Genomic DNA, 25,813 nt, shown 5'->3' with positions numbered 1-25,813 from the left:
CTTTCCTGCCTATGGTGGAGTGCAGTCATGACCTTCGATGGAAGGACCTCTGTGTCGATCAAGAAGACGTTCGCCGCCGTTCTCGGCGCCGCCGCGGGTGCGGTCGTGCTGGCGGCCCCCGCGACCGCTGCCCCGGCCGCCGTGGACTGCACGGCGTACCAGGTCAGCGACTCGGGCACCGTCCGGCCGGGCTATGAGGCGTACCCGTGGTCGTATTTCTGGAGCAACGGCCCGGAAAGCTTCTCCTTCTGCGTCGACGTGCCCGACTCCGCCGAGGTGGTCGTCGACGTCCGTGAGTTCAGCGTCCCCGACCAGCGGTGGGAGACCGTGCTGACCGCCCCGGCCGGCCCGGGCGACAAGGAGTTCTCGTACCGGACCGGCACGGCCGCCACCTACCGCCTCTACCTCACCGGAGTCAGCGGCAGCGGCCCCTACACCGCGGGGCTGACGTTCAGCCGGTCGCGGTAGCCAGCGACAGGGCGAACAGACCGTCCCGGTCGGTCCACCAGTGGTTCAGGCTGAACCCGGCCTCGGACAGCTCGCGTCGCACGCCCTCGGGACGGAACTTGGCCGACACCTCGGTGCGGATCTCCTCGCCCGAGGCGAAGTCGACGACCAGGTCGACGCCGGGGATCGTCACCCGCATGGGCCAGCGGGCGCGCAGCCGCATCTCGATCCACTCGGCCTCGGCGTTCCAGAGCGCGACGTGCGCGAAGCCGTCGAGGTCGAAGTCGGCGTCCAGGCTGCTGTTGAGCACGCGCAGGACGTTGCGGTTGAACTCGGCGGTCACCCCGTCGGCGTCGTCGTAGGCCGGCACCACCACGTTCGGGCTCTTGACCAGGTCGGTGCCGAGGAGGAGGTGCTCGCCGGGTTCGAGGACGGCGCGGACGTCGGCCAGGAACGCGGCCCGCTCGGCCGGTTCCAGGTTGCCGATCGTGCCGCCGAGGAACGCGATCAGCCGATCGCCCCCGGCCGGCAGGTGCTTGAGGTGGCGGGTGATGTCGCCGACGATGTTGTGCACCCGCAGGCCGGGGTAGTCGGCGGTGATCCGGCCGGCGGCCTCGGTCAGCGCGGTGGGTGAGACGTCCATCGGCGCGAACGTCTCCAGGCAGCCGGCCGCGGTCAGCGCGTCCAGCAGCAGCTGGGTCTTGGTCGAATAGCCCGATCCGAGCTCGATCAGCGAACGTGCCCGGGTGTGCCCGGCGATCTCGGCCGCCCGGTCGGTCAGGATCTGCCGTTCGGTGCGGGTCGGGTAGTACTCGCGCAGCTCGGTGATCTGCTCGAAGAGCTCACTGCCGTGGGCGTCGTAGAACCATTTGGGCGGCAGCCACTTCTGGTCGGCGGTCAGGCCGGCGACGACGTCACCGCGCAGGGCACGGCTGAGCTCGTCGGCGTCGAGATGGACGTCGAGGGCGGGGTGGTTCACGGTTCTCCCAGGGGTCTCGTCGTGACGGTGGTGGCCGTGGCGACCAGCAGGGTCCGGTCGGGAACGGGCTGCCAGCCGGGGTCGTCGTCGAACGGCTCGGACGCCACGACGACATCGGCCGCCCGGCGCCGGACCGACAGCGCGTGCCCGGCCGCGGTGGCCACGAGCGTCACGCCGTCGGTGAGCAGCAGGTTGAGCCGGGAGCCGGGTGCGGCCCGGCCGACCTCGGTGACGACCGTGGCGACGCTCTCGGCCGGGTCGGCGCCGGCCCGCAGGCGGTCGCGAACCAGGGCCCACAGCAGCGCGGCGTCGGTCGGCGCGTCGAGGGTGAGCAGGTCGGTGGTGGGCAGGCCGGCGGCCAGTTTGGCCAGCGAGCCGGGCCAGCCGGTGACGACCCCGTTGTGGCTGAACAGCCAGCGGCCCTCGCCGAAAGGGGCCGCCGCCGCCTCGGTCACCGGCATGCCGACGGTGGCGCTGCGTACCGCGGCCAGCATCGCCGTGGAACGCAGAGCCGCCGCCAGACCGGGAAGCGTGGTGTCGCTCCAGATCGGGGTGTGCCGCCGATATCGCACCGGCCCGTCGGCGGTGTACCAGCCGACGCCGAAACCGTCGGCGTTCACGGTGCCGCCGCCACGCATGTCCCGGGGCGCCCACGACTGCTCGACCAGCCCGTGCGCGGGCGCGAAGAGCAGATCCGACAGGGGTACGGGTGGCCCGAGATAACCCAGGTGGCGGCACATCAGGCGTCCCGGGCGCAGCGGAACCCGCTGAAGATCTGTCGCCGGATCGGGTAGTCCCAGTTGCGGAAGGTGCCTCGGCAGGCCGACGCGTCGGTGCCGAACGAGCCGCCGCGCAGCACCTTGTAATCCGGCCCGAAGAAGACCTCCGAATACTCCCGGTACGGGAACGCGGCGAAGCCCGGATAGCCGTGGAAGTCGGTCGACGTCCATTCCCAGACGTCGCCGATGAGCTGGTGCACACCGCTCGGCGAGGCGCCGGCCGGATAGGCGCCCACCGCCGCGGGCCGCAGGTGCCGCTGGCCCAGGTTGGCGTGCTCGGCCGTGGGCGGCTCGTCCCCCCAGGGGAACCGCCGGGACCGGCCGGTGGCGGGATCGAACCGGGCCGCCTTCTCCCACTCGGCCTCGGTCGGCAGCCGCTTGCCGGCCCAGGCCGCGTACGCCTCGGCCTCGTAGAAGCAGACGTGTACGACCGGCTCGCCGGCCACGATGCGCGACGTGCGCCCGAACCGGGTGTACGCCCACCCGTCGCCGTCGCGCTGCCAGTGCTGTGGCGCGCTCAGCCCGGCCTTCTGCCGGTGGTCCCAGCCCGATGCGCTCCACCAGCGTTGATCGTCGTACCCGCCGGCGTCGAGGAAGGCGGCGTACTCCGCGTTGGTGACCGGCGCGCGGTCGATGTGGAAGGCGGCCACGTCGACCTGGTGGGCCGGCCGCTCGTTGTCCAGCGCCCACGGCTCGGTGCTCGTACCCATCGTGAACGGGCCGCCCGGGATCAGCACCTCGCCCCGCACCGCCTCACCCGGCTCCGGCGGCGGTGGCGCGTGAAGCACCGGTGCGCCGGTCCGCAGCTGATGGGTGGCGAGCATGGTTTCGTCGTGCTGCTGCTCGTGCTGGACGATCATGCCGAACGCGAAGCCCTGCTCGGTCAGCGGCGTACCCTCCAGCCGGGCGCGATCGAGCACGTCGAAGACCTTGTCGCGTACGGTCGCGACGTATCGCCGCGCCTCGTCGGGCCCGAGCAGCGGCAGCTGGGGGCGGTCGCGGCGCGGGTGCTTGAACGCGTCGTACAGCTCGTCGATGTCCTGGCGCACCGGCTCGCGGCCGCCGACGTCGCGGACCAGCCAGAGTTCCTCCTGGTTGCCGACGTGGGCCAGGTCCCAGACGAGCGGGGACATCAGCGGTGAGTGCTGGCGGATCAGGTCGTGCTCGTCGACGGCCTCGGTCAGGCCGACGGTGCGGTCGCGGGCGCGGCCCAGCTCGGTGGCGACCCGGTCACGCAGCCGCTCGGTCTCGATGGTCATCACTTCTCCTCGGTCACGGTGGCGTGGTGCGGCCGCCGGTGGACGGTCTCGGTGACGTGGGTGCTCAGGTCTGGTCGGTCACGGTGGCGTGGTGCGGCCGCCGGTGGACGGTCTCGGTGACGTGGGTGCTCAGGTCTGGTCGGTCACGGTGGCGTGGTGCAGCCGCCGGTGGACGGTCTCGATGACGTCGGTGCTCAGGTCGGGCGGAAGGTCGAGTCGGTCGGTGGCCAGCTCGGCGAGGGCGGTCGCGGTGCGGCGCAGGGCCGGGTCGCGCAGACCGTTGCGGTACGCCGAACGCCAGCGCCCCGCCACCGGCCGGGCCAGCTCCAGCGCCGCCCCGGTCGTGTCCGGATCGCCGAACAGGGCGGCGAACAGGGCGACCGGCGCTATCCAGCGCTCGCCCGGCTGGGCGTCGAGGTAGCGCACCTCGAGGTAGCCGTGCGGGCGGACCGGCGGGAACAGCAGGCTCAGGTGGTATTCGACGTCGGACGTGGTGAGCTGCTGTGGCAGGGCGCCGCCGGCCCAGTCGGCCAGGGTCACGCCGGGCGGCGGATCCCAGCAGCCGTCGTCACGGCGTACACACAGAAGCGGAGCGGCCATCGCATAGCGCACCCACGCACCGGCCGGGTCCGCGGCCGGGCCGACCGGTGGATGGGTCAGCCGCGGATCCATCCCCCACCACGCCGCCATCCGGGCCGAGGCCAGACCGGTGTTCCGCCCGGCGTGCCGGGCCGAGTTGGCGAACAGGGCGACCATCGGCGGGCCCAGGGCGAGCGCCGCGGCCCAGCGGACCGGTAGCTCGGCCGGGGTGCCGGCGTCGAGGCAGACCTGCAGGCCGGCGGTGCTGCACATCATGACGCGGCCGTGTGGTCCGTGGGTGTCGAACGCGCGTTCCATGGCCGTGTAGCGCGGAGTGCCGAGCAGGCGGCGTGGTGAGCGGTGCCGGTCGATGCCGTCCTCGCCCAGGCGCAGGCCACCGGCGCTCAGCAGCGCGGTGAGGTGATCGAGGTCGGCGGTGACGGCCGCGTGCAGGGCGGCGGTCGAAGTGGCCGGTGCGGAGGAGATCTCCAGCTGGCCGCCCGGCTCGATGGTGAGTGTGCCGCCGGCGGGCAACGGATCGGGTGGGTGCCCCCGTCCCAGCGTGGCCGGTGCGTGCCGGCCCAGGACGTGGCCCAGGTGATCGGGGTCGAGTGGTGCCTCAGGTGCGGAGCTGTGGTGCAGGGTCCATTCGAGCTCGGTGCCGATCAGGGTCGGCGGGCCGGTCTTGAAGCAGATGGCGCGGATGTGCGCCTCCACCTCGCCCTGCGTGCGTAGAGCGCGGTCGGTGTCCTCGGTGGCTTCCCGGTCGAGTTTGGTCATCGAGCGACCCCTCGTCGTCACGATCCTGAACCCTTGTTAACGAGATCGGACTTTACGACGGGGGTGCGACATCCAGGCGGATCGGCAACGACCGCCGGCGCGGCGACAAGGGCGTTTTCCTCGACATTTGCCAACTAAAGTGAGCTGTGTCACTGATGGCGGTGGCTGAGGTACCGGGCGGTCGGACCGCCGCGGAGAGCTGCGAGGTGCGACAATGGCCGTCTTGAGGTCACGGAGGACCGCCATGGCTGCCGCGCCGCACGCACGCGACCGCGCCGAGCGGCGCCGACTGCGTCGCGGCCTCGTGCTGCACGAGCTGGCGATCGTGGTCTTCGGGCTGCTCGCCTGGCAGGGAATCGACGCGATCCGGGCCGACGTGGGGGCCATGGGCGTGCCGATGCTGATCGCCGGGGCCGCCGGCCTGGCCGGTGCGCTGGCCATCGTCGTGCCGGCGCTGCGGTGGCGCCACCTGGGGGACCCGCCGCGCTGGTTCACCCCGGCCCGTGTGCAGCGGGCGGCGCGGATCGGCATGGGGCTGGCCGCCGTGGCGGCAGTGGTCGCCGGCGTCGCCCTCGCCCCGCGCGGGCTCGAACGCGGCTTCGTGATCACGGTCAACGCCGTCGTCGGCGGGCTGCTGGCGTTGTTCGCTCTGCTCGCGGGGGAGCGGCCCCGGCCACGGGGCTAGACGAAGTTCGCGGGGGAGCGGTCCCGGCCGCCGGGCTACCCGAAGTGAGCCGCGTCCAGCGCGGCCTGCAGCGACTCCAGGTAGCCGCCGCTGGTGACGGTCGCGCCGCTCACCGCGTCGACGTGGGCGTTCTGCGCCCGCAACACCTTGGCCCGTAGCCGCGGCAGGGCATAGCCGTTGATCTCGTCGTCATGGTCGTTGCCGGTGGGGCGGCGTAGCACGCGTACATCGACGATCTTCTGGTTCTGGATCTTCACCTGAACCTGGACCGGCCCCCAGCGTGTGCCGGCGACCGTCCCGTTGACCGTCAACGTCCGTGCCTTCGGCGGGGTCGTCGCCCCGGCGGTGGGCCCGGGCGACGGCGGCGCCGTGTCGTCCGGCACGATGCCCGGTGCCGCGGCGGCCGCGGTGCCCGGGGGTGAGCCCCCGAGGCTGGTGCGATAGCTGAACAGCAGCACGACCAGGGCGACGGTCGAGACGATCCAGACGGTCAGGCGGCGCATCGGCCCTCCTCGGGAATCACCACGCGAACTCCTCGGCGTGAATCCGGGCGGTGGGCACGCCGGCCGCGCGCAGGTCGGCCCGCACCGCCGCCATCCAGCTCGGTGGCCCGCAGAGGTACGCCTCCCGGATCCGTACGTCCGGCACCAGCCGACTCAGCACGGCCGCCGCCGGGCCGGTGCCGTACGGGCCGGCCGGCAACCACGAGCCGTGCCGCGACCGTCCACCGGCCAGATAGATCACCCGTACGCCGTGCCGGCGGGCCAGATCCTCCAGCTCGGCCCGGAACACCGCCTCCGCCCGGTCGCGGATCCGATAGAGCAGCACGGCGCCGGCCCGCGCCGGTCCGAGATCGTCCAGCAGCGCCCGCATCGTGGTGATGCCCACGCCGGCCGCGACCAGCAGCGGCGGCCGCCCGCTGGACCGCGCCGTGGTCAGCGCGCCGTAGGGTCCCTCGATCAGCACCCGGGTGCCGGGGCGCAGAGCCCGGACCCGGCGGCTGCCGTCACCCAGGTCCTTCACGGTGATCCGCAACAGGTCCGGGGCTGGTCCGGCCGACAGCGTGTACGGGTGGGCCCGCGACCATCCGGGTCCGTCCAGGAATCGCCAGAGGAAGAACTGCCCGGCGCGCACCGGCAGCCGGTCGAGGCGGTGACCGCGCAGGTACACCGACACGACACCGGGCGCCTCGGCCACCACCTGCGCCACCCGCAGCCGGTGGTAGCCCGACCGCCCGAGTGGAAGTACCACCCGGAAGGCCAGAACGGCGGCGAGAGTGGCCGCGTACAGCCCCCACCAGTAGAGCCGGGCCCAGCCGGAGAAACCGAAATCGGCGCCGGTCCAGATCTGGTGCGGCAGGGCCAGACCGACCCCCAGGTACGCGTACAGGTGCAGCAGGTGCCACGACTCGTAGCGAAGGCGGCGTCGCGCGGCCCGTACCGACAGGACCACGACCGCGATCAGCAGCCCGGTCCCGGCGGCGGCCAGCAGCATGCCCGGATACCCGGCGACGAGCGCCCAGGCGGTGCCGGGAAAGCCATCGGACGCGGACCGCGCGTAACCGGTCGTGATGAGCGCGATGTGCGCGAGCATCAGCCAGAAGGACGCGAAGCCGATCAGCCGGTGCCGGCGGGCCAGCCGGTCCTGGCCGTAGCTGCGCTCCACCCACGGGATCCGGGCCATCAGCAGCACCTGCAGCAGCATGAGGTCGGACGCCCACAGGCCGGCGAGCCGGCCGAGAGCCGTGGCCGGCTCGTGGAGAGTCCGCAGATCGCGTACGCCGCCGTGCGCGATCCAGAGCGCGGTGACGGCGACGACGCTGAGCATCGCGAAGGCGCCCGCGACGTCACCCCACCAGCGGCGTGGCGCCGGTCGGGCCGGGAGCCGACGCGCGGGGGCGAGCCGGACCCGGCCGGTCACCGTGGTGGCAGTCGACTCGGCCATGCGGCAAGTCTCGCCGCGCCGAGATCGGAGAATTCCAAGAATCGGCCTGGCTAAGCGGCCGCTCCGGTCTTCAGAAGCACCAGCGACGCGTTTGCGTCCGGGTCGACGACCGCCAGCCGCCCGGCGGCCACGGCGATGCCCTCGGGCACCGCCCCGTCCCCGGGCCGATGCCACCACAGCTGGTGATCCTCGCCCAGGACGGCGAGGGAGCCGTCCGCGCCGGCGACCGCCAGGGCCCGGCTGTCCTCCGAGAAGGCCAGGCGGACCGGGGTCAGGGCCGGATGCCTGATCACGGCCCGCCGCTCGAGGTCGTGGTCGATGATCTCGATGTGCCCGTCGTGGTAGGCGACGGCGAGCAGCGTGCCCGAATGCGCCGCCGCGACCACCCGGCCGGGCAGGACCCGCGACTTCGCCAGTTGCGTGGCCGGATCCCAGATTTCCACGTGGCCGATGTGCGAGACGAGCACGCTCGCGTCATACCAGCCGTATGCGCCGATGACCAGCCCTTCGACCCGGCGCCCGCGAAACACCAGCGGCCGGCCGTCGGCGTCCCACACCGTGGTGCGGCCCAGCGTCGTGGTGCTGACGAGGTGTTTACCGCCGGACAGCCAATTCAGGTGATGGGGCCGGTCGCGCGAATAGGACATCGTCGCGGTCGGTTCCGGCGGGCGGTCGTCGAGAATTCGCCAGGTGGCCACGCTGCCGTCGGCGGAGATGGTGGCGAGCAGCGCGACGGCGGCCGGATTCCAGGCGGCCGCGGTGATTCCGCCGCCGCGGCGCAGGGTGCCGGTCCGGGTCGGGCGGCTGGGCACCGAGGTGTCCCAGAGCACCAGATCGCGGTCGGCCGAGCCGAGGGCGAGCCGGTTCCCGTCCGCGCGGAATGCCATCGGGAGGCTACGGGAAGCGGACAAGAATGGCCTTGGGGCAAGCGTGGGGGTGGCGGCAACAAGGAAGCAAGGTTTCCCATTCCTTTGCATTGAGCCGCCGCCACGGCACAGGCTTTCAATGGGGGTGCGAAACCATATTCGAGCAAGATCATAGTATTGGCAAGCGTTGTTCACCGGCCGATTTCTCGCCAATCGGCCGGGGCGCCGGGATCAGCGGGCGACCGGAACGAATCGCCCGATCGGCGAGGCGGTCAGGTCGCGGGCCGGGGTGGCGCGTGGCGTACCCGGCCGGTGCGAGCCGCTCACGCCGGTACGGCGTTACCGGCCGGCCGCGCGCGTGTCGAGACCGCCCGCCTGGTCAGCGGCGCCGGCGGTAGACGCCGGCCGCGGCCACAGCGCCGACGACGGCGCAGGTGAGCACCACTCCGGCGGCGCCCCAGGCGACCATGGCCACGGACAGGAACCCCCAGCCCACCCCGCCCGCGACGCCGAGGACGATCCTGGTCCGGCGGGACCACGGTCGCCGGCCGGCCAGCGACGGGTAATCCGCGACGAGGCGGGCGACGATCTCGTCGAACTGGTGTTGTTTGTCGTTGGGTCCCACCGGGTCACCCCTCCAAGGCCAAGCTCCTGTCTCGACACTAGGGCTCATCGGACGGATCACCCAAGTGCGAGGCGTGGTCCAGAGCGTGCCTGACGGCCACCGCGACACGCCCACATACAACACCGGTATCAGGGCGTGTCGCGGGCGGCGCCAGGCACGCTCTGGACCACGCCGCAGCCCTGGGTGATCCGTCCGATGCGCCCTGGAACGTCATTGCGCCATGTCGCCGCTGCGCAGGTCGAGCACCGTCACAGTCTCGTCCGGCCCGACGACGGCGAGCCGCCCGGACGCCACCGCCAGGCCGGTCGGCGCCGAGCCGTCGCCCGGGCGCTGCCACCAGATGCTCTGGTCGTCGCCCACCACCGCCAGGGAGCCGTCGGCGGTGGCCATGACCAGGGAGCGGCTGTCCGGGGCGAAGGCCAGCGCGACCGGGGGCGGCCAGCTGTGCCGGACGATGGCGATCCGCTCGAGTTCGTGATCGATGATCTCGATCCACTCGTTGTCGTAGGCGACGGCCAGCAGCGAACCGGAATGCGCCGAGGCGACGACCCGGCCGGGCAGGACGCGCGCCTTGGCCATCTGGGTCGCCGGATTCCACATCTCGACGTGGCCGAGATGCGTGACCAGGACCGTCGCGGCGGCCCAGCCGTACGCGGCGACGACCAGCCCTTCGACGGTGCGGCCCCGGTGCGCCAGCGGCGTGCCGTCGGCGTCCCACACCGTGACCCGCCCCAGGGTGGTGCTGCTGAACAGTTGTTTCCCGCCGGACAGCCAGGCCAGGTGCTGTGGCCGGTCACGGGCGTCCGGTGTCGTGCCGATCAGTTGCGGAGGCCGGTCGTCGACGACGCGCCAGGTGGCCACGCCGCCGTCGGCCGAAATGGTCGCGAGCAGCGCGACCGCGGCCGGATTCCAGGCCGCCGCGGCGATACCGCCGTCCCAGCGCAACGCGGTCATCCGCACCGGCCGCCGGGGCGTCGACAGATCCCAGATGGCGAGGTCGCGGCCGGCCGACCCGAGCGCGAGCCGGCTCCCGTCCCCGCGGAATGCCATCGGCATGCTTCGAGCGGCAGACAAGAACCCCTCACAAGTGGTCGCGGGTCGCGAAAGAATGCAGGCCTTTCCCTTTTCCGCGCGGAGCCGCCCCCGCGGCTCAGGGCTGTCGAGTGAGGTGCGGAACCATATTCGGGCAATCGATCGAGGTTGGCAAGGGTGGATTCGTGCAGTTCGGCAGGTGAACATCGGCACCCCGGGGAAACTGGGAGGGCTCCCATAGCTACCCGCTTTCCTGGTCAATGCGATCTGCCGCGGGTTTCGACGACGGTGCCGCGGATCGGTTCGGAAAGAACGGGCGATGTCCGGCCCCGCAACGCCTCGTCGAAAAAGGCCGTCGTGTACGCGTTGACGACGGCGAAACCGCGCCGGCCACCGATCGGCCCGCTGAGCCCGAACTGCTCGGACGGCGGCAGCCAGTAGGGCAGATCGGTGAAGTTGACGTGGAACAGCCCCGGAATCTCGACGTAATAGCCCCCGCCGGAGAGCTTGGTGAACGCCGTACGCATGGCGCCCAGCGTGACCGCGATGTCGTGCTCGGACCAGCCGCCCGACCGCTCGCGTTCCAGCCGCATGGTCGCCGCGTCGCGGGTCAGGAACATCGTCGGCTGCCGCAACCCGGCCGCGGCCACGCCGGCCGGCACCGGGTCGTCCATCACCAGGCAGGCCTTGAGCCGGCTGTCGCGCAGGCACGACTCGGCCGCGATCCGGCCACCCAGGGACACGCCGAAGACGCCGGTGCGATCCAGGTCGAGCCGCCCGGCCAGCCGATGATACGGATCCCCGGCGTTGACCAGGGCCAGCCGGTCGAGGGTGAGCCGTACGTCCTCGGCGAAGAACGGAACCAGGCCGGCCGGCCGCGGGACACCGTTGAGCTCCGGCGCCGCCGGCCGCGCCTCCACACTCTGGTCGACGAGCGGGTCCATCTTCTCGAACGGCAGGTTGTCGACCTGATGCCCGTCGGGGAACCGGACCGTCGCGACGACACCGGGCTGATCCAGGCCCACGACGACGTAGCCCCGCGACACCAGCTCCTGGATCTGGAACGTGCTCACCGAGCGAAAACCATACAACCCGGACACAAAGACCAGCACCGGGTACGCCTCCGTCCGCCCGGCGACCGGCGCGCCCTCGACCGCGTTGGTGGTGACGTAGCGGAAGTGGCGCAGCAGGAAGGACGGGAGCCCGGTGAGCCGGCCCAGCACCGGAGTCACGGCGTCGGCATCCTCGAGATAGGGCGCCCGGGTGTCACCCGCGGCCGGCGTGGCCGGGTACCAGACCTGAGCCATGATCTCGCGGTGGTCGTCCGGCGCCGCGGTGAACGGCTCGGGACGTGTCGCGTCGACCCAGTGGTAGGTCACCGTGCCGATCCCGTACGGCCCGGTCGGAGCCGGGAACCGGAAGACCGGCACCAGGACGGGCAGCGCCACGGAGGCGGCCAGCACGACCAGCCCCACCGCCCCGGCCCCAAGCCGCGCCGGCCGGCCAGTTCGCGGCCTCAGCGTCGCGGCCGCCGGCACCGCCACGGCGACCGCGTACGCGGGCACCATCTGCCAACGCGGGCCCTCGGCGAGGATCTGCACGGCGGCGACGGCCGGAACAGCGAGCAGCCACCTCGTCCGGCCCGGCCGGCGCAGCACCAGGAGCACGACGCCGAGCACATTCGCCGCGATCAGCGTTACTTCCATCGGTCGCATCTCTCGCGCCTCCGTGGCGTGGACCGCTCGATCACCAGGGAGCCCGCCGGCGGGCGTTCCTCGCGTCCTGACGGTGCGACCGCCGTCATCGGAGATTGTCACCTTCGTACCGGTGGGCTCACTCTCATCGTGGACCGCCCGGCCGCGGCTCGTCAGGGCCGTTGGTCCCGAAGCTCACGCAGCTTCGATTGGTACTCCTCGGCGTCGATGTCGCCGTGGGCGAAGCGGTCAGCGAGCACCTGTTCGGGGCCGGTGCGGCGGCGGTCGGCGGCCGGCCGGTTGATCAGCAATGTCACAGCGGCCACGAGTAGCGCCGCGAACAGGATCAGCGTCAGCACGAGCCAGTCCGCGCCCATGCCGGCGTGCTGGTTGAACATCATGGCCGTACTCCCTTCCACTCCGGACGCCTCGATGGTCGCGCCGGACGTGCCGGTCTCGTCAGGGCCGGAGGTCCCGCGGGCAACGGCCCGTTGGCCGTGCCGCGGGTCCCGCGTCAGCTTCTACGGTCCAGACATGCACGATGTGGAGAGACTTCCGGTGCTGGTCGCGGTGGACGGGTCGCGCAACGGGCTGTCGATCGTCGACCTCGGCGTCGCGGAAGCGGTCCGGCACCGATCCCCGCTGACGATCGTGCACGTCCGGCCCGGTCAGTACGCCGGTCCGTTCCGTGGCCGCGGTCTGTCGAGCGGGCTCGACGACGGCCGGCGGCTGCTGGACCTGGCCGCCCGCCGGGCGACGCATCAGGCGCCCGATCTGACGGTCACCACCGACCTGGCCGAGGGCAGCGCCTTCGGCACGATCACCGAGCGCTCGGCGTCGGCCCGGATGCTGGTCATCGGGCATCGCGACGGGGTGCTCACCCGGCCGAGCTGGGGCTCCACCGCCGCCTACCTCGCCCACCACAGCGCCTGCCCACTGCTCGTGCACCGGGGCGCGGCGCCCGGCGGAGGTACGGTCGGCGTCGCCGTCTCCGGTCACCCGGGGATCAGTCCCGCGGTGGCCACCGCCGTCGATGAGGCGGCGCTCCGCGGCGTACGTCTGGTCGCCGTGCACACCTGGTGTCCACCGGACGACGCCGCGGCCGCGACGTCCCGGATTCCCCCGGCAGCCCTCGCGAGGGCCAGGGAGCGCCTGTCCGAAGCGCTGGCCACGGCGGTCGCATCCCATCCTGGCGTGCCGGTCGAGCCGGTCGTGGTGTCGAGCGCCGACATCGCCTACACCGTGCAGCGGGCCGGCCGTCGCTGTCAGCTGCTGGTGGCCGGGATGGGCGCGACCGGACGGGTGGCCGAGCTGCTCTACGGCCGGCTGGACCACCCGCCGGCCCGGCAGCCGCCGTGCCCGGTCCTGCTGGTGCCGCCCGGATGGCGGCATCCGACTGCGGGCGTGACGGTCACGGCCGCCGATCGGCCGCAAGCCGGCTGACGACACGGCCGGCCGGCCGGTGACGACGTCACCGGCCGATGCGGTGGTAGTCCTGGGCGGCATCCGGGCCAGGGGCATCGCCCGGACCTACCAAACGGTTTCCTGCCCTCACCGGACTGGCTCGCCGATGCGGTGGTAGTCCTGGGCGGCATCCGGGCCAGGGGCACCGCCCGGACCTACCACTGGTTTCCCGCCCTTACCGGGCGATGTGGACCGGGCAGTCCGCGTGGTGCAACAGCTGCAGACCGGTCGACCCGAGCACCGACCCGGTGATGCCACCGTGGCTGTGGCTACCGACCACCACCAGCTGCGAGCCGTGCGAGACGCCGGCCAGCACGGCGGCCGCGCTGTCGTGCGACAGCAGCGTGTCCACCCGCACCCCCGGATACTTCGCGGTCCACGGCGCCACCAGCTCGTTCAGGCGCTCCCGCTCGTCGGCGTCGAACTCCGGGGTCGCCACCTCGGACGCGGGCATGGCGCCGTACATCCACAGCGGCACCGGCGGCAGGTAGGTCCGGATCAGCTTCAGGTCGGCGCCGAGAGTGGCCGCCGCCTCGAACGCCGTCGCCAGCACCACCTGGGCCGCGGGGGAGTCGTCGACACCGGCGCTGACCGGTCCGCCGTCGATGTCCGGCCGGCCCCGGACCACGACCACCGGACAGGCGGCGTGCGTCGCGACGTGCTGGCTCACCGAGCCCAGCAGCAGGCTGGCGAACCCGCCCCGACCCCGGTTGCCGAGCACCATCAGCTGCGCGTCCTCGGCCAGCGCGAGCAGCCTCGGAGACGTCCGGCCCAGCAGAGTGTCGGTCTCGACGAAGACACCCGGCGCCACGGCGACGGCCGCGTCGGCGGCGTTCGCGGTGATCGCCTGGGCCGTCTTCTGCGCGACGTCCAGGACGGCGCCGCTGTAGTCGTACCTCGCCTCGGCCCACTCCCAGTCGAAGGCGTGCACGATGCGCAGCACCGCGCCGCGCCGTTGTGCTTCCCGGGCCGCCCACCGCACGGCGGCCTTTCCTGACTCGGCACCGTCGGTGCCCACGATGATCCTTCTGGTCGTCATGGCGTCCTCCCAAGGGTCCTGTCCGGATCGTGACGCGGCCGGGGCACCTCGGGCAGGGCGGCAAGTCCCGGCGGGACGGGACCTCCGGCCGGTACTCAACGCGCCACACCTGCGATTCGCTGGGTGTATCGAGCGGGAAGGGGATCTGACATGGAGGGTCTCCGGGACTGCGTCGCCACCGCCACGATGGCGCCGTCGTTGCACAACAGTCAGCCATGGCGATTCCGGATCGGCCCGGACACGGTGGAGGTGCGCGCCGACCGGCATCGCCGGCTCGACGTCCTCGACCCGACCGGTCGCGAGTTGCTGATCAGCGTCGGCGCGGCGCTGTTCACCCTGCGGCTGGCGATCCGCGCGGCCGGACACGATCCCGGGGTCAAGCTCTTCCCCGCGGCCGACGACCCGGACCTCGTGGCCTCGGTGGCGGTGGGTCCGCATCTGGCCGCGACCCCGGCGGTGGAGGCACTGGCCGCCGCCGTCGCGCACCGCCACACCAATCGGTGGCCGTTCGCGCGGTCGGTCGTACCCGCGGATGCTCTCGACCATCTGATCGACGCCGCCCGCCGGGAGGGCGCGACCCTCCACCTCGCCAGCCCGGTGAGCCGGAACGCGATCCTCGGCCTGTCCGAGATGGCCGACCGCCGGCTCCGGACCCGCGGTGGCTACCGCGCGGAACTCGCCCGCTGGACGGTGCCGGGAAGCCACCGCGCCGACGGTGTGCCGGCCACCGCGATCGGGCCGTGGGACGCGCTGGAGACCATGCCCATCCGCGACTTCGGGCTGCTCCAACCGCACCTGCGACGGTCCAGCGAGGTGTTCGAGCCGTACCCGACGATCGTGGTGCTGTCGACCAGCGGCGACGCCGAGCCGGACTGGGTGGACGCCGGGCAGGCATTGCAACGGGTGCTGCTGACCGCGACCTGGCTCAACCTGGCGACCACGCCGATCAGCCAGCCGGTCGAGATCCCGACCGTGCGCGAGTTGCTGTCCGACCGCGACGCCGGGCGGTGGGCGCAGATCGTCCTTCGCGTCGGCTACGGCCGGCCCGCCGCCGCGACGCCCCGCCGGCCCGTCGACGACGTCCTGCTCCGCTGACTCCCGGCCCGCCCGGGCGGGACCGACGGCCCTGATCAGACGGCGTGGCGGCTCGTAGCGTCAGAAGTGTTCAGGGGAGGTTGCCATGAGGCTGTGGCGGGTGGACGACGTCATGACCAGCGACGTCGTCACGGTGCGGGAAGACACCCTGTGCCACGAGATCGTCGACCTGTTGGTCCGGCGGCGGATCGGCGCCGTGCCGGTCGTCGACGACGAGGGCCATGCGATCGGTGTGGTCTCCGCGTCCGATCTGCTGCCCGGACCGTACGCCGCGCCCTCGGGCCGGTATCGGCATGTGCGTCACCAAGGGCTGGCGGCCGTCGCGCGGGACGTGATGAGCCGGCCGGCGGTCGTGGCGCAGCCGTCGCTGGCCGTCGACTTCGCGGCTCGGCTGATGCGTCGCGCCAAGGTGCATCGACTGGTGGTCGTCGACCGTCGCGGGCGCGTGGGCGGCATCGTCACGCGGCGGGATCTGCTGCGTACCCGGCTGGTCGGCGAAAGCCCCCACGAACCGGGACCATCGGCCCTGCCTCCGCGTCGGACGGCCGACCTAACTTGACGGTGAGCCGACAAGGAGGTGGCGTGATGAGAAAGTGGACGGTCAGCGACGTGATGACCAAGGCGGTCGTCTCGGTGCCACCGGACGCCCCGTACCGGGCGGTCGTGGACGTGTTGATGACGAAACGAGTGAGCGCCGTCCCGGTGGTGGACGACTTCCAGCGCGTGCTGGGTGTGGTGTCCGAGGCGGATCTGCTCCGCAAGATCGAGTACGCCGGTGACGAGGAACCACGCATGTTCGAGGGCCGGCACCGCCGGGCCGACCGGACCAAGGCCAAGGGCCGGCGCGCGAGCGACCTGATGACCTCGCCCGCGGTCACCGCCCAGGAACAGACCACGATCGCGGCCGCCGCCCGGTTGATGGACGGCGAACACGTGAAGCGGCTGCCCGTGCTCGACGACGCCGGCCGGCTGGTCGGCATCGTCACCCGCGGCGACCTGCTGAAGGTGCACCTGCGGCCGGACGACGAGATCCAGGCCGACGCCCGCGACGGCATCGACCGCGACCTGCTGTCCGTGGACGCCAAGGGCGTCGAGGTGACGGTCACCGACGGTGTCGTGACCCTGACCGGCAAGGTCGAGCGGTGGTCCACCACCGAGCTGGCCGACCGCGTCGCCCGGCAGACCCTCGGAGTGGTCGCGGTGGTCAATCGCCTCGACTACACCTTCGACGACCGGGCGATCGTGGGTCCCGGCGTGATCACCGGCGTGGCCTGAGAGAACAAGGGGAGGACACCATGACCTATCGGATCGCCATCAACGGCTTCGGCCGGATCGGCCGCAACTACCTGCGCATTCTCGCCGACCGGAAGATGGCCAACTCGGGGCTGGAGGTGGTGGCGATCAACGATCTCTACGACACCGCCACCCTGGCTCACCTGCTGGAGTACGACTCGACCTTCGGCCGGCTGGACGCCCAGGTCAGCGCCGACGACGACCGGCTGAGTGTGGGCTGGCACAGCATTCCCACCTTCGCCGAGCGCTCGCCCGACGCGCTGCCCTGGGGCGACCTCGGGGTGGACCTGGTCATCGAGTCGACCGGCAAGCTGCGTACCCGCGACGACGCCGCCCTGCACCTCAAGGCCGGCGCCCAGCGGGTGCTGATCTCGGCGCCGGGCAAGGGCGTCGACGCCACACTGGTGCCCGGGGTCAACGCGGACGGCTTCGACCCGGACCGGCACCAGATCGTCTCGGCCGCGTCGTGCACCACCAACTGCGTGGCGCCGCTGGTCAAGGTGCTGCACGAGGCGTTCGGCATCGAGCGCGGCTACCTGACGACCGTGCACGCGTACACCAATGACCAGAACGTGCTCGACGGCCCGCACTCCGACCCGCGCCGCGCCCGCGCGGCTGCGGTCAACATCATCCCCACCAGCACCGGAGCGGCCAAGGCGGTCGGGCTGGTGCTGCCCGAGCTGGCCGGCAAGCTCGACGGTGTCGCGCTGCGGGTGCCGGTCGTCGACGGATCGATCAGCGACCTGAGCCTGCAGTTTGCCACCGAGGTCACCGCGGCCGGGATCAACGAGGTGGTCGCCACCGCGGCCGCGGCCGACCCGATGACCGGCATCATCCGGTACAGCGAGGCGCCGCTGGTCTCCAGCGACATCGTCGGCGACCCGGCGTCCTGCGTGTTCGACTCGCGTCTGACCCAGGCGCAGGGCCGGCTGGCCAAGGTGTTCGGCTGGTACGACAACGAGTGGGGCTACACCAGCCGGCTGATCGACCTGACGAAACAGTTCGCCGGGAGGTGACGGTGATGCGGGCCAAGGACATCATGACCAGCCCGGTCGTCACGGTGCCGCAGATCGCCTCGGTCGAGACCGCGACCGAGCTGGTGACCAGGCACGGCGTGACCGCCCTGCCGGTGGTCGACACCACCGGCCGGCTGGTCGGCATGGTCAGCGAGGGCGACCTCCTGCTGCACCGGGTCCCGGCGGATCCGGCCGTGCACCTGCGGCGCGACTGGATGAACGAGCCGGGGCAGCGACCGGGGATGGTCGTCGAGGTGATGACCACCGGCGTGGTGACCACCGAGCCCGAGGCCGACGTCGCGGACGTCGCGGCCCGCATGCTGGAGTTCGACGTCCGTAGCGTGCCCGTGCTGGACGACGGTGTGGTGGTCGGCATCGTCAGCCGCCGCGACATCCTGCGGAGCATCGTGCACAGCGACGAGACGCTGGCCCGCGAGGTGCGGCACCGGCTGGACGAGTACGCCGACGGTCAGCACCGCTGGACCGTCACCGTGGAGGGTGGCGTCGCCCAGGTGACGGGGGAGTACGACAGCGACGCCGAGCGCGCCGTCGTCGAGATCCTGGCCCGTACGGTGCCCGGCATCTGGTCGGTACGGATGTGACCCACCGAAAAGCCCGGAGGCGAACGCCTCCGGGCTTTGTTGTGTGCTCGTCACTCGTGAACGACGGCGACCGGGACGGCCGAGTGGCGCAGCAGGTGCTGGCTGACCGAGCCGAGCAGCATGCCCCGCATCGCCCCGCGGCCCCGCGTGCCGGCCACCAGCAGCTGGGCGTTCTCCGACGCCGTGGTCAGCGCGGCGGCCGGGTGCTCCACCGCGACCTCGGCCGAGATCTCCAGGTCGGGGTACTTGGTCCGCAGCTCGGCGACGAGCTCGTCGAACGGGCCGCGCTCGGCGGCCGAGACGGAATCGGTCACGATCGGCGAGTCCTCCCAGATGCCCCGCACGGGTGTCCAGGCCCGGATCACCCGCAACGGGGCCTCGCGGGACACCGCCTGATCGGCGGCGAAGGCCAGCGCCGCCCGGGCCGGTGCCGAGTCGTCCACGCCGACCACCACCGGCCCGGTGGTCCGCTGCTCGCCGCGAACCACGACGACCGGGGAACGCGCGTGTGCGCTGACCGCCACGCTGACCGAGCCCAGCAGGCCGGCCACGGCACTGTGCCCGTGGCTGCCCAACACCACCAGACCGGCCTCCGCGGAGCGCTCGATCAGGGTGTGGGACGCGCCGTCGTTGACCACGGCGACCGCGGTGCGTACGCCCGGATGGGTGTGTTTCGACTGGACGACGACGTCGTCCAGCATGCCTTTCACGGCCCGGTCGAGCTCACCGCCGGGCCAGGTCGGCGGAGTGCCGACGGTGGCCGACGCCGGCCCCCAGCTGGGCCAGTCGATCACGTAGAGGAACTCGATCGGGGCGCCGGTGCGGGCCGCCTCGTCGAGCGCCCAGGCGACCGCGGCCTTGGCGTCGGCCGACTTGTCGTAGCCGACCACGATCTTGCGGGTGGACATGGAATTCTCCTCTCCTTCGCTATCCCGATCGTCGGCTGTGCCGGGCCATCCGGGCAGGGATGCAGGTCCCGTCCGGGCGGGACCATGGGCCCTGCCGGTGATGTCCGATTCGGACGAGGATGGTGATCGGAGGTGAGGGAGATGGCTGCCCTGGTGCTGACCGTGGTGTTCATCGTCGTCGTCGGCGCGGTCGCGTTGCACGCCTGGAAGGAGGAGGACGAGAAACCGGCGAAGCCCGCGGCCTAAGCCTCGCGGGTGCCGGCTCGACCGGAGAGCCTCGAGGGTGCGATGGTCGTTCAGCTGAACGCCGGCGAGATCTCGCGATATCAGTATCTGCGCGCGATGGAGCGGATCGCCGCCCGCGAGGACGAACGACACCCCCTCACCGTGCCATGGGACGCCGCCTGACCGCCGGGCTCAGGGCTCAGGGCTCGAAGAGCTTCCACTGCCCCTCGGAGACGACGTCGACGACACCGCCGGTGACCTTGATGGCGGTGTCGTCGTCGATCGCGTACGTCGGTGCGGGAATGTGGGCCGCCCACTTCTCCGCGTTGGCCGTGGAAGCGTCGGGGTGGTCCGGGTGCTCGAAGTGCGGGATCACCGCGAAGTCGACCAGCCCCGTGCCCTGCCCGGTGGCCAGGATCCGGGGAACGTCACCGCCGGGCGAGGAGAAGACGACCTCCTCCGTCTTCAGCGCCCCGTCGACGCCGCGCGGCGGATCGTAATAGGTCTCGACGAAAGTGGAGGTGGCGGCGATGCTGCCGGCGCTGACCCCCACGTAGACCGCCTCGGGGCGCAACGACGGCAGCAGGCCGGCCAGGCCGGAGCGCCGCATCCAGGTGCTGAGGAACATCGGGTCGCCGCCGTAGGCCAGCAGCGCGTCGGCCTCGCGTACGGTCGGCACCCAGGCCGCGTCCTCGATGTGCGGCAGCGCCGTCAGCTCGAGGAGCCCGACCGACTTCCAGCCCAGCCCCACCAGCGGAGACGGTCCCTGGCCGGCGACCGCCCGCCACGCCCCGAACGAGCCGCCCGGGAACGGGTAGATGGCGGTCGGGATGATCAGGGCGGTGGACTCGGCGATCGGTTTGCCCAGCAGGTCCACCAGCGCGTTCTCGATGCTCGGGTTCCGGATGCCGGCGGACGTGAGCAGCAGCTTCATGGTGCCCCATCCTAGCTGTGGCTAGGGCCGAGCCACGCGTGCCGGCCTTCGTGACACCATGGCCGTCGTGAACCTCGATCTGGGTACGGAGCTGGTGAAGTCCGCGCTCACCCTGGCGGTCTCGGGCGCCACACTGACCTTCGGCTGGTATGCGGGTTCCCGGATAACCGCGCGCTGGGACCAGAAGAAGAAGCGACGCGAACTGACGCTCGCCACCACCGACGCCTTCTACCGGTCCTACGGGGAGTTCTTCGCCGTCTGGAAGGAGTGGTCCGCCCGGCGCCGGGCCGGCGTCGACGAGACCGCCCGCTCGCAGCTGCTCACCCGGGCCGCGACCGCCGAGGGCGCCATGGAGGCGTTGCTGCTGAAGCTGGCGGTGGAACGCCGGCTGACCGGGAACGACGTCGAGGTGCTGGGCTGCTTCCGGCAGGCGTGCCAGGCCGTCCGCGAATCCATCCGGGACAACCGGGCCGTGGGAACCTCCGGCGGCCCGTGGGACTCCTCCGACGTACCGGGATACCTGGTCTTCAAGGGGCTGGCGACCCGGCTCGCTCAGATCGTCTCCCGTGAGGCGGAGTTTCCCGAGGATGACAAGGCGAGGCACGACTTCCGGACGATTACCAGCAACCGTTTCGAGACCGAATGGGTGAAGATCGGCCAGCGTCTGCTGGACGGCTGAAAGCCCGGCCGATGGTCCGGCCGGGCTTCGTGGTGGGGGTGGTGGTCAGATCAGCCAGCGGTGCTTCTGGACGAAGGGCAGCGTGGACCAGATGCGGCCCAGGCCCCAGGTGGAGCCGGCGTAGGTCAGGGCGAGGGTGACGGCGCTGACGGCGTAGACGAAGTGGTAGTCGGTGACCGGGTTGCTCGAGTGGGTCGCCTCGCCGGCGCTGGTGTGCTGGGCCAGGGGGAACTCGGCGAACCACATCATGGCCATCATCGCGACCGCGGCGACCGCGGCGATGCGCATGCCGACGCCCAGGATCAGGGCCACCCCGATGCCGAGCAGGCCGAGCATGAACGCCCAGTCGGCCCAGGCCGCGCCGGCGATGGTGTGGAAGAAGCCCTGCAGCGGGCCGACGTCGACGCTGGACAGGAAGCCCTTGGTCGGCGAGCCGCCGTTGAGCCAGGAACGCTCGGCCGGGGTCGAGTAGCCCAGGCCGAAGGTCTTGTCCAGGAACGCCCACAGGAACACGAACCCGGTGGCGACACGCAACACGGCGAGGGTACGGGCGGCGGTCTTGGTGAGCATGGCACCGGGCGCCTCGACGTGCTCGAGATGCGCCGCGTGGCTCCGGCCGATGATGGTCATGATGTCCTCCTCGATCTCTCTCTGACACCTCTGACTCTGCCCTGGTAAGGAGCCCCGCACCCGAGTCGAAGCACCCGCATGATCGGGACCAAGGTCCCGTTCAGACCGCCGGCAGACCGTGGTCGCGGAACTGGGCCCGGACCCGGTCGATCAGGGCGCCGTCCGGCGGCGGCGTGTCGGCGAGCGGGAACGGCAGGCCGAGCGCGGCGTACTTGGCCGCGCCGAGGCGGTGGAACGGCAGCACCTCGACGCGCTCGACGGTCGGGACCGACGCCGCGACGGCCGCCACGGCGTCGACGTTGGCCGGGTCGTCGGTGAGGCCGGGCACCAGGACGAAACGGACCCAGATGGGGGTGCCGCGGTCGGCCAGGCGATGGGCGAAACGTACGGTCGGGGCCAGGCGGCCCGTGCCGGTCACCGTACGGTAGGTCCGTGGGTCTCCGCTCTTGATGTCCAGCAGCACCAGGTCGACCGCGTCGAGCAGGGCCTCGCCGGCCTTTGCGCCGAGGAAGCCGCTGGTGTCCAGGGCCGTGTGCAGCCCCATCTCCTTGCAGCCGCGCAGCACCTCGGCGACGAAGGCCGGCTGCTGCAACGGTTCGCCGCCGCTGATCGTGACCCCGCCGCCGGCCACCTTGAGGAAGCGTTCGTAGCGGCGGATCTCGGCCAGCAGGCCCGGGCCGGTGGCCGGGGTTCCGCTGCGGCGGTACCACGTGTCGGGGCTGTGGCAGTAGAGGCAGCGCAGCGGGCAGCCGGCCAGGAACGCCACGAATCGCGTGCCGGGGCCGTCGACGCCGGTGGAGACGTCGTACGAGTGCAGCATGCCGTTCACAGCGCACCGTGGAAGGTCCGCGAGATGACGTCGCGCTGCTGCTCGGCGGTGAGCCGGACGAAGTTGACGGCGTAGCCGGAGACCCGGATGGTCAGCTGCGGGTACTTCTCCGGATGGGCCATGGCGTCCTCGAGGGTGGCCTGGTCGAGCACGTTGACGTTGAGGTGGAAGCCGCCCGCGTCGGTGTAGGCGTCGAGGACGCCGGCCAGGTTGGTGACGCGTTCGGCGCGGGTGTGCCCGAGGCCGTCGGGGGTGACGGTGCTGGTCATCGAGATGCCGTCGCGGGCGCAGCGGTACGGCAGCTTCGCCACTGACAACGCGGAGGCGACCAGCCCGTGGCGGTCCCGGCCGTTCATCGGGTTGGCGCCGGGCGCGAACGGCTCGCCCGCCCGCCGGCCGTCGGGCGTGTTGCCGGTGTGCTTGCCGTACACCACGTTGGAGGTGATGGTCAGCACCGACAGCGACGGCTCGGCGTTGCGGTAGGTCGGCTGGCGGCGGATCTTCGCCATGAACCGCTCGACCAGATCGACGGCGATCGCGTCGACGCGGTCGTCGTTGTTCCCGAACGCCGGGAAGTCGCCGTCGACCGCGTAGTCGACGGCCAGCCCGTCCGCGTCACGCAGCACCTTCACGTGCGCGTGCTTGATGGCCGACAGGCTGTCGGCGGCGATCGACAGCCCGGCGATGCCGGTGGCCATGAACCGGTGCACCGGGAAGTCGTGCAGGGCCATCTCGAGCCGCTCGTAGGCGTACCGGTCGTGCATGTGGTGGATGACGTTGAGAGCGTCGACGTAGGTCTCGGCCAGCCAGTCGAGCATCCGGTCGTACGCGGCGAGCACCTCCTCGTAGTCCAGCACGTCGCCCTCGACCGGTGGCGTGGGCGGGGCCACCTGCTCGCCGCTGATCTCGTCGCGGCCGCCGTTGATCGCGTACAGCAGGGCTTTGGCCAGGTTGGCGCGGGCGCCGAAGAACTGCATGTCCTTGCCGACCCGCATGGCCGAGACGCAGCAGGCGATCGCGGTGTCGTCGCTGTACGCCGGCCGGATCAGCTCGTCGTTCTCGTACTGGATGGCGCTGGTGTCCAGCGAGACCTGGGCGCAGAACCGCTTGAAGCCGGCCGGCAGCCGCGGCGACCACAGCACGGTCAGGTTCGGTTCCGGTGCGGGCCCGAGGTTGTACAGCGTCTGCAGGTAGCGGAAGCTGGTTCGGGTCACCAGCGGGCGCCCGTCGCCGCCGATGCCGCCCAGCGACTCGGTCACCCAGGTCGGATCGCCCGAGAAGAGCTGGTCGTAGTCGGGCGTTCGCAGGAACCGGATGATGCGCAGCTTGATGACGAAGTCGTCGACGAGTTCCTGGGCCGCCGACTCGGTCAGCGTCCCCTCGGCCAGATCCCGTTGCAGATAGACGTCAACGAAGCTCGAGGTACGCCCGAGCGACATCGCCGCGCCGTTCTGCTCCTTGGTCGCGGCCAGGTAGGCGAAGTACAGCCACTGGATGGCCTCCTGCCCGGTGGTCGCCGGCCCGGAGATGTCGTGGTCGTAGCGGGCCGCCATCCACTTCAGGTCCTCCAGCGCCCGGATCTGGTCGGCCAGTTCCTCGCGGTCGCGGATCACGTCGTCGCTGGAGAGCTCGGCGTCCAGCGCGGCCTTGCGGGCCCGGCGTTCGGCGATCAGGAAGTCGACGCCGTAGAGCGGGACACGGCGGTAGTCGCCGATGATGCGGCCCCGGCCGTACGCGTCGGGCAGGCCGGTGATCAGGTGCGAGCGGCGCGCGGCGAGGACGTCGGCCGGGTAGGCGTCGAAGACCGCGTCGTTGTGGGTCTTGCGGTACTGCGAGAAGATCATGCGTACGTACGGGTCGAGGCTGTAGCCGTACGCGGCCAGCCCGCTCTGCACCATCCGCAGCCCACCGGCCGGCATGATCGCCCGGCGCAGCGGCGCGCTGGTCTGCAGCCCGACGATCAGCTCGTGCCCGCGGTCGAGGTAGCCGGGCGCGTGCGAGGTGATGGTCGACGGCGTGTGCGTGTCCACGTCGTAGACGCCGCGGCGTCGCTCCTCGGCGAACATGTCCCGCAGGTCGTCCCAGATCCGCGTGGTGCGGTGGGTCGGCCCGGTCAGGAAGCTCGCGTCCCCCTCGTACGGGGTGACGTTGTCGTGGATGAACGCGCCGACGTCGATCGTCGTACGCCAGTCGTCGCCGGTGAACCCACGCCACGCCTCGGTGTGCCGCATGACCCCTCCTCGAATGTCTCTTTTCCAGCCTTTCGCGGCGGCCGGCCGCCCGGTCAGGGCCGAAGGTCCCGATCGGGCGGGCCCGGTCACCCGATCAGGGCATCAGCACCAGCCGGGCCGGCACCCGGGCGGCGAGGACGTCCTCGATCGCGGTGTTGATGTCCTCCAGCGGCCGCGGTTCGTAGAGCACCTCGGTGCGGCCCGCCGCGTGCAGCCGGAACACCTCGGCCAGGTCGGCGCGGCTGCCGACGATCGAACCGATCACCCGGATGCCCTTGAGCACGGTCTGGAAGATCGGCAGCGCCATCACGTTGTCCTTGGGCAGCGACACCAGGATCAGCCGTCCGCCGCGGCGCAGGGCGGAGTGGGCCTGCTCGACCACCTTGGGGTCGGCGGCCAGCACCACGGCCACGTCGGCGCCGCCCAGCTTCTCGATCTCGGCGACCGGGTCGGTGGTGGCGGCGTTGATCACGTGCGCGGCGCCGAGCTGCTTGGCCAGCGACAGCTTCTCCTCGGTGACGTCCACCGCGATGGTCTCGCCGCCGAATATCCGGGCGTACTGCAGCGCCAGGTGGCCCAGGCCGCCGACGCCGAAGATCGCCACTCGGTCGCCCGGGACGACTCCGCCGACCTTGATCGCCTTGTAGGTGGTCACGCCGGCGCAGGTCAGCGGTGCGGCCTCGGCCGGATCGATGCCATCGGGTACGCCGACCACATAGCGCGCGTCGGCCACCGCGTACTCGGCGTGCCCGCCGTCGATCGAGTACCCGGTGTTCTGCTGCGCCTCGCACAGCGTCTCCCACCCGGTGACGCAGTAGTCGCAGGTCCCGCAGGCGTGACCCAGCCACGGGACGGCCACCCGGTCACCCACCTGGTGCTCGGTGACGCCGGCGCCGAGTGCCTCGACGATGCCGACACCCTCGTGGCCGGGCGTGAACGGCGGCTGCGGCTTGACCGGCCAGTCACCGCGGGCGGCGTGGATGTCGGTGTGGCACAGGCCGCTGGCCTCGATGCGTACCAGCACCTGTCCGGGGCCGGGCTCGGGCACCGGCAGGTCCTTGATCTCCAACGGCTTGTCGAAGCCGGTAACGACGGCTGCTCGCATGGGGGCCTCCTTGATCGTTCTCCCAGCTCCCACCCTGTCGGCCCGGTTGATCGGCGAGCAGAGGCAGGTGGCCCGTCAGGCCGGGACCTCTTTC

Annotated in this window: 27 protein-coding genes; 9 read left to right on the top strand and 18 right to left on the bottom strand. The window is 71.8% G+C overall.

Annotated elements, in window-relative coordinates; genetic code table 11:
• The first annotated feature begins 27 nt into the window (after positions 1 to 27).
• A complete protein-coding gene (locus ACGFIO_RS14460; protein ID WP_392826388.1) occupies positions 28 to 468 on the top strand; it encodes a hypothetical protein in 441 nt (146 codons plus the stop codon).
• Here ACGFIO_RS14460 and egtD read toward each other — a convergent pair.
• The 4 genes from egtD to ACGFIO_RS14440 all read right to left on the bottom strand — a co-directional run bounded on the left by egtD (position 452) and on the right by ACGFIO_RS14440 (position 4,823).
• Entirely contained in the window at positions 452 to 1,426 is a 975-nt protein-coding gene (gene egtD, locus ACGFIO_RS14455) for an L-histidine N(alpha)-methyltransferase (RefSeq protein WP_392826386.1), read from the bottom strand. The genes ACGFIO_RS14460 and egtD overlap by 17 nt on opposite strands.
• Positions 1,423 to 2,166 carry an ergothioneine biosynthesis protein EgtC gene (gene egtC / locus ACGFIO_RS14450; RefSeq protein WP_392826385.1) on the bottom strand — a complete coding sequence of 248 codons (744 nt, stop codon included), beginning with the start codon at positions 2,164 to 2,166 and terminating at the stop codon, positions 1,423 to 1,425. Before egtC ends, egtD begins: the two co-directional genes overlap by 4 nt.
• The gene (gene egtB, locus ACGFIO_RS14445) at positions 2,166 to 3,464 is read right to left on the bottom strand and encodes an ergothioneine biosynthesis protein EgtB (RefSeq protein ID WP_392826384.1); all 1,299 of its coding nucleotides are present in this window, start codon (positions 3,462 to 3,464) and stop codon (positions 2,166 to 2,168) included. The genes egtC and egtB overlap by 1 nt, the downstream gene beginning before the upstream one ends.
• Positions 3,465 to 3,593: 129 nt before the next feature.
• On the bottom strand, positions 3,594 to 4,823 hold the full coding sequence (locus ACGFIO_RS14440; RefSeq protein ID WP_392826422.1) for a glutamate-cysteine ligase family protein: 1,230 nt from the start codon (positions 4,821 to 4,823) through the stop codon (positions 3,594 to 3,596).
• 244 nt (positions 4,824 to 5,067) lie between these two features.
• On the opposite strand from ACGFIO_RS14440, the gene ACGFIO_RS14435 reads away from it, so the two are divergent.
• Positions 5,068 to 5,508 (top strand): hypothetical protein, encoded by a 441-nt coding sequence (locus ACGFIO_RS14435; RefSeq protein WP_392826382.1) that lies wholly within the window; start codon positions 5,068 to 5,070, stop codon positions 5,506 to 5,508.
• A 35-nt stretch (positions 5,509 to 5,543) separates the two neighbouring features.
• On the opposite strand, the gene ACGFIO_RS14430 is transcribed toward ACGFIO_RS14435, so the two are convergent.
• The 7 genes from ACGFIO_RS14430 to ACGFIO_RS14400 all read right to left on the bottom strand — a co-directional run bounded on the left by ACGFIO_RS14430 (position 5,544) and on the right by ACGFIO_RS14400 (position 12,070).
• Complete coding sequence (locus ACGFIO_RS14430; protein ID WP_392826380.1) at positions 5,544 to 6,011, bottom strand: FMN-binding protein; 468 nt, start codon at positions 6,009 to 6,011, stop codon at positions 5,544 to 5,546.
• Between the two features lie 16 nt (positions 6,012 to 6,027).
• The gene (locus ACGFIO_RS14425) at positions 6,028 to 7,452 is read right to left on the bottom strand and encodes a ferric reductase-like transmembrane domain-containing protein (protein WP_392826379.1); all 1,425 of its coding nucleotides are present in this window, start codon (positions 7,450 to 7,452) and stop codon (positions 6,028 to 6,030) included.
• A gap of 50 nt (positions 7,453 to 7,502) precedes the next feature.
• Positions 7,503 to 8,339 (bottom strand): WD40 repeat domain-containing protein, encoded by an 837-nt coding sequence (locus ACGFIO_RS14420; protein ID WP_392826377.1) that lies wholly within the window; start codon positions 8,337 to 8,339, stop codon positions 7,503 to 7,505.
• Between the two features lie 358 nt (positions 8,340 to 8,697).
• Entirely contained in the window at positions 8,698 to 8,943 is a 246-nt protein-coding gene (locus tag ACGFIO_RS14415) for a hypothetical protein (RefSeq protein WP_392826376.1), read from the bottom strand.
• Positions 8,944 to 9,153: 210 nt separating this feature from the next.
• Complete coding sequence (locus ACGFIO_RS14410; RefSeq protein ID WP_392826375.1) at positions 9,154 to 9,993, bottom strand: WD40 repeat domain-containing protein; 840 nt, start codon at positions 9,991 to 9,993, stop codon at positions 9,154 to 9,156.
• A 239-nt stretch (positions 9,994 to 10,232) separates the two neighbouring features.
• On the bottom strand, positions 10,233 to 11,681 hold the full coding sequence (locus ACGFIO_RS14405) for an alpha/beta hydrolase family protein (protein WP_392826374.1): 1,449 nt from the start codon (positions 11,679 to 11,681) through the stop codon (positions 10,233 to 10,235).
• Positions 11,682 to 11,842: 161 nt separating this feature from the next.
• Positions 11,843 to 12,070, bottom strand: a complete 228-nt coding sequence (locus ACGFIO_RS14400; RefSeq protein ID WP_392826373.1) for a hypothetical protein — start codon at positions 12,068 to 12,070, stop codon at positions 11,843 to 11,845.
• 133 nt (positions 12,071 to 12,203) lie between these two features.
• Between ACGFIO_RS14400 and ACGFIO_RS14395 the strand changes: the two genes are divergently transcribed.
• Positions 12,204 to 13,112, top strand: a complete 909-nt coding sequence (locus tag ACGFIO_RS14395; RefSeq protein WP_392826371.1) for a universal stress protein — start codon at positions 12,204 to 12,206, stop codon at positions 13,110 to 13,112.
• Between the two features lie 196 nt (positions 13,113 to 13,308).
• On the opposite strand, the gene ACGFIO_RS14390 is transcribed toward ACGFIO_RS14395, so the two are convergent.
• Positions 13,309 to 14,172: a universal stress protein gene (locus tag ACGFIO_RS14390; RefSeq protein ID WP_392826369.1), complete on the bottom strand. Its 864-nt coding sequence runs from the start codon at positions 14,170 to 14,172 to the stop codon at positions 13,309 to 13,311.
• Positions 14,173 to 14,322: 150 nt separating this feature from the next.
• On the opposite strand from ACGFIO_RS14390, the gene ACGFIO_RS14385 reads away from it, so the two are divergent.
• From ACGFIO_RS14385 to ACGFIO_RS14365, 5 genes are all read left to right on the top strand, one after another.
• On the top strand, positions 14,323 to 15,267 hold the full coding sequence (locus ACGFIO_RS14385) for an Acg family FMN-binding oxidoreductase (RefSeq protein ID WP_392826367.1): 945 nt from the start codon (positions 14,323 to 14,325) through the stop codon (positions 15,265 to 15,267).
• A gap of 85 nt (positions 15,268 to 15,352) precedes the next feature.
• On the top strand, positions 15,353 to 15,826 hold the full coding sequence (locus ACGFIO_RS14380) for an HPP family protein (RefSeq protein WP_392826365.1): 474 nt from the start codon (positions 15,353 to 15,355) through the stop codon (positions 15,824 to 15,826).
• A 26-nt stretch (positions 15,827 to 15,852) separates the two neighbouring features.
• A complete protein-coding gene (locus ACGFIO_RS14375) occupies positions 15,853 to 16,542 on the top strand; it encodes a CBS domain-containing protein (protein ID WP_392826363.1) in 690 nt (229 codons plus the stop codon).
• A gap of 20 nt (positions 16,543 to 16,562) precedes the next feature.
• Positions 16,563 to 17,576, top strand: a complete 1,014-nt coding sequence (gene gap, locus ACGFIO_RS14370; protein WP_392826361.1) for a type I glyceraldehyde-3-phosphate dehydrogenase — start codon at positions 16,563 to 16,565, stop codon at positions 17,574 to 17,576.
• 5 nt (positions 17,577 to 17,581) lie between these two features.
• Positions 17,582 to 18,178 carry a CBS domain-containing protein gene (locus ACGFIO_RS14365; RefSeq protein WP_392826360.1) on the top strand — a complete coding sequence of 199 codons (597 nt, stop codon included), beginning with the start codon at positions 17,582 to 17,584 and terminating at the stop codon, positions 18,176 to 18,178.
• 50 nt (positions 18,179 to 18,228) lie between these two features.
• On the opposite strand, the gene ACGFIO_RS14360 is transcribed toward ACGFIO_RS14365, so the two are convergent.
• Together ACGFIO_RS14360 and ACGFIO_RS14355 are read right to left on the bottom strand one after the other, a co-directional pair.
• On the bottom strand, positions 18,229 to 19,086 hold the full coding sequence (locus tag ACGFIO_RS14360) for a universal stress protein (protein ID WP_392826359.1): 858 nt from the start codon (positions 19,084 to 19,086) through the stop codon (positions 18,229 to 18,231).
• A gap of 424 nt (positions 19,087 to 19,510) precedes the next feature.
• On the bottom strand, positions 19,511 to 20,245 hold the full coding sequence (locus ACGFIO_RS14355; protein ID WP_392826357.1) for a Type 1 glutamine amidotransferase-like domain-containing protein: 735 nt from the start codon (positions 20,243 to 20,245) through the stop codon (positions 19,511 to 19,513).
• A gap of 67 nt (positions 20,246 to 20,312) precedes the next feature.
• Here ACGFIO_RS14355 and ACGFIO_RS14350 point away from each other — a divergent pair, with 67 nt between their 5' ends.
• Positions 20,313 to 20,924 carry a hypothetical protein gene (locus ACGFIO_RS14350; protein WP_392826355.1) on the top strand — a complete coding sequence of 204 codons (612 nt, stop codon included), beginning with the start codon at positions 20,313 to 20,315 and terminating at the stop codon, positions 20,922 to 20,924.
• A gap of 45 nt (positions 20,925 to 20,969) precedes the next feature.
• Here the strand turns inward: ACGFIO_RS14350 and ACGFIO_RS14345 are convergent, their stop codons facing one another.
• The 4 genes from ACGFIO_RS14345 to adhP form a co-directional block, all read right to left on the bottom strand.
• Positions 20,970 to 21,554 (bottom strand): DoxX family membrane protein, encoded by a 585-nt coding sequence (locus ACGFIO_RS14345; RefSeq protein WP_392826354.1) that lies wholly within the window; start codon positions 21,552 to 21,554, stop codon positions 20,970 to 20,972.
• A gap of 100 nt (positions 21,555 to 21,654) precedes the next feature.
• Complete coding sequence (gene pflA / locus ACGFIO_RS14340; RefSeq protein WP_392826420.1) at positions 21,655 to 22,374, bottom strand: pyruvate formate-lyase-activating protein; 720 nt, start codon at positions 22,372 to 22,374, stop codon at positions 21,655 to 21,657.
• Between the two features lie 5 nt (positions 22,375 to 22,379).
• A complete protein-coding gene (pflB, locus tag ACGFIO_RS14335; protein ID WP_392826352.1) occupies positions 22,380 to 24,614 on the bottom strand; it encodes a formate C-acetyltransferase in 2,235 nt (744 codons plus the stop codon).
• Between the two features lie 94 nt (positions 24,615 to 24,708).
• Entirely contained in the window at positions 24,709 to 25,719 is a 1,011-nt protein-coding gene (gene adhP / locus ACGFIO_RS14330; protein WP_392826351.1) for an alcohol dehydrogenase AdhP, read from the bottom strand.
• Positions 25,720 to 25,813 lie beyond the last annotated feature (94 nt).

The sequence above is a fragment of the Actinoplanes sp. NPDC049265 genome, from assembly GCF_043197135.1.
GTDB lineage: Bacteria > Actinomycetota > Actinomycetes > Mycobacteriales > Micromonosporaceae > Actinoplanes.
Note: the sequence above shows the minus strand (reverse complement) of the source record. Positions and strands in the feature narration are given on the sequence as shown.

Excerpts from the sequence above, each read along its gene's own strand:
- ACGFIO_RS14385 (WP_392826367.1), top strand. The coding sequence starts at position 14,323 with ATGGAGGGTCTCCGGGACTGCGTCGCCACCGCCACGATGGCGCCGTCG.
- ACGFIO_RS14345 (WP_392826354.1), bottom strand. The coding sequence starts at position 21,554 with ATGACCATCATCGGCCGGAGCCACGCGGCGCATCTCGAGCACGTCGAG.
- ACGFIO_RS14460 (WP_392826388.1), top strand. The coding sequence starts at position 28 with ATGACCTTCGATGGAAGGACCTCTGTGTCGATCAAGAAGACGTTCGCC.
- ACGFIO_RS14420 (WP_392826377.1), bottom strand. The coding sequence starts at position 8,339 with ATGGCATTCCGCGCGGACGGGAACCGGCTCGCCCTCGGCTCGGCCGAC.
- ACGFIO_RS14405 (WP_392826374.1), bottom strand. The coding sequence starts at position 11,681 with ATGGAAGTAACGCTGATCGCGGCGAATGTGCTCGGCGTCGTGCTCCTG.
- pflA (WP_392826420.1), bottom strand. The coding sequence starts at position 22,374 with ATGCTGCACTCGTACGACGTCTCCACCGGCGTCGACGGCCCCGGCACG.
- ACGFIO_RS14400 (WP_392826373.1), bottom strand. The coding sequence starts at position 12,070 with ATGATGTTCAACCAGCACGCCGGCATGGGCGCGGACTGGCTCGTGCTG.
- ACGFIO_RS14355 (WP_392826357.1), bottom strand. The coding sequence starts at position 20,245 with ATGAAGCTGCTGCTCACGTCCGCCGGCATCCGGAACCCGAGCATCGAG.
- pflB (WP_392826352.1), bottom strand. The coding sequence starts at position 24,614 with ATGCGGCACACCGAGGCGTGGCGTGGGTTCACCGGCGACGACTGGCGT.
- ACGFIO_RS14435 (WP_392826382.1), top strand. The coding sequence starts at position 5,068 with ATGGCTGCCGCGCCGCACGCACGCGACCGCGCCGAGCGGCGCCGACTG.
- ACGFIO_RS14390 (WP_392826369.1), bottom strand. The coding sequence starts at position 14,172 with ATGACGACCAGAAGGATCATCGTGGGCACCGACGGTGCCGAGTCAGGA.
- gap (WP_392826361.1), top strand. The coding sequence starts at position 16,563 with ATGACCTATCGGATCGCCATCAACGGCTTCGGCCGGATCGGCCGCAAC.
- ACGFIO_RS14395 (WP_392826371.1), top strand. The coding sequence starts at position 12,204 with ATGCACGATGTGGAGAGACTTCCGGTGCTGGTCGCGGTGGACGGGTCG.
- egtC (WP_392826385.1), bottom strand. The coding sequence starts at position 2,166 with ATGTGCCGCCACCTGGGTTATCTCGGGCCACCCGTACCCCTGTCGGAT.
- egtB (WP_392826384.1), bottom strand. The coding sequence starts at position 3,464 with ATGACCATCGAGACCGAGCGGCTGCGTGACCGGGTCGCCACCGAGCTG.
- ACGFIO_RS14425 (WP_392826379.1), bottom strand. The coding sequence starts at position 7,452 with ATGGCCGAGTCGACTGCCACCACGGTGACCGGCCGGGTCCGGCTCGCC.
- ACGFIO_RS14360 (WP_392826359.1), bottom strand. The coding sequence starts at position 19,086 with ATGTCCACCCGCAAGATCGTGGTCGGCTACGACAAGTCGGCCGACGCC.
- ACGFIO_RS14410 (WP_392826375.1), bottom strand. The coding sequence starts at position 9,993 with ATGGCATTCCGCGGGGACGGGAGCCGGCTCGCGCTCGGGTCGGCCGGC.
- ACGFIO_RS14375 (WP_392826363.1), top strand. The coding sequence starts at position 15,853 with ATGAGAAAGTGGACGGTCAGCGACGTGATGACCAAGGCGGTCGTCTCG.
- ACGFIO_RS14440 (WP_392826422.1), bottom strand. The coding sequence starts at position 4,823 with ATGACCAAACTCGACCGGGAAGCCACCGAGGACACCGACCGCGCTCTA.
- ACGFIO_RS14365 (WP_392826360.1), top strand. The coding sequence starts at position 17,582 with ATGCGGGCCAAGGACATCATGACCAGCCCGGTCGTCACGGTGCCGCAG.
- ACGFIO_RS14430 (WP_392826380.1), bottom strand. The coding sequence starts at position 6,011 with ATGCGCCGCCTGACCGTCTGGATCGTCTCGACCGTCGCCCTGGTCGTG.
- adhP (WP_392826351.1), bottom strand. The coding sequence starts at position 25,719 with ATGCGAGCAGCCGTCGTTACCGGCTTCGACAAGCCGTTGGAGATCAAG.
- ACGFIO_RS14380 (WP_392826365.1), top strand. The coding sequence starts at position 15,353 with ATGAGGCTGTGGCGGGTGGACGACGTCATGACCAGCGACGTCGTCACG.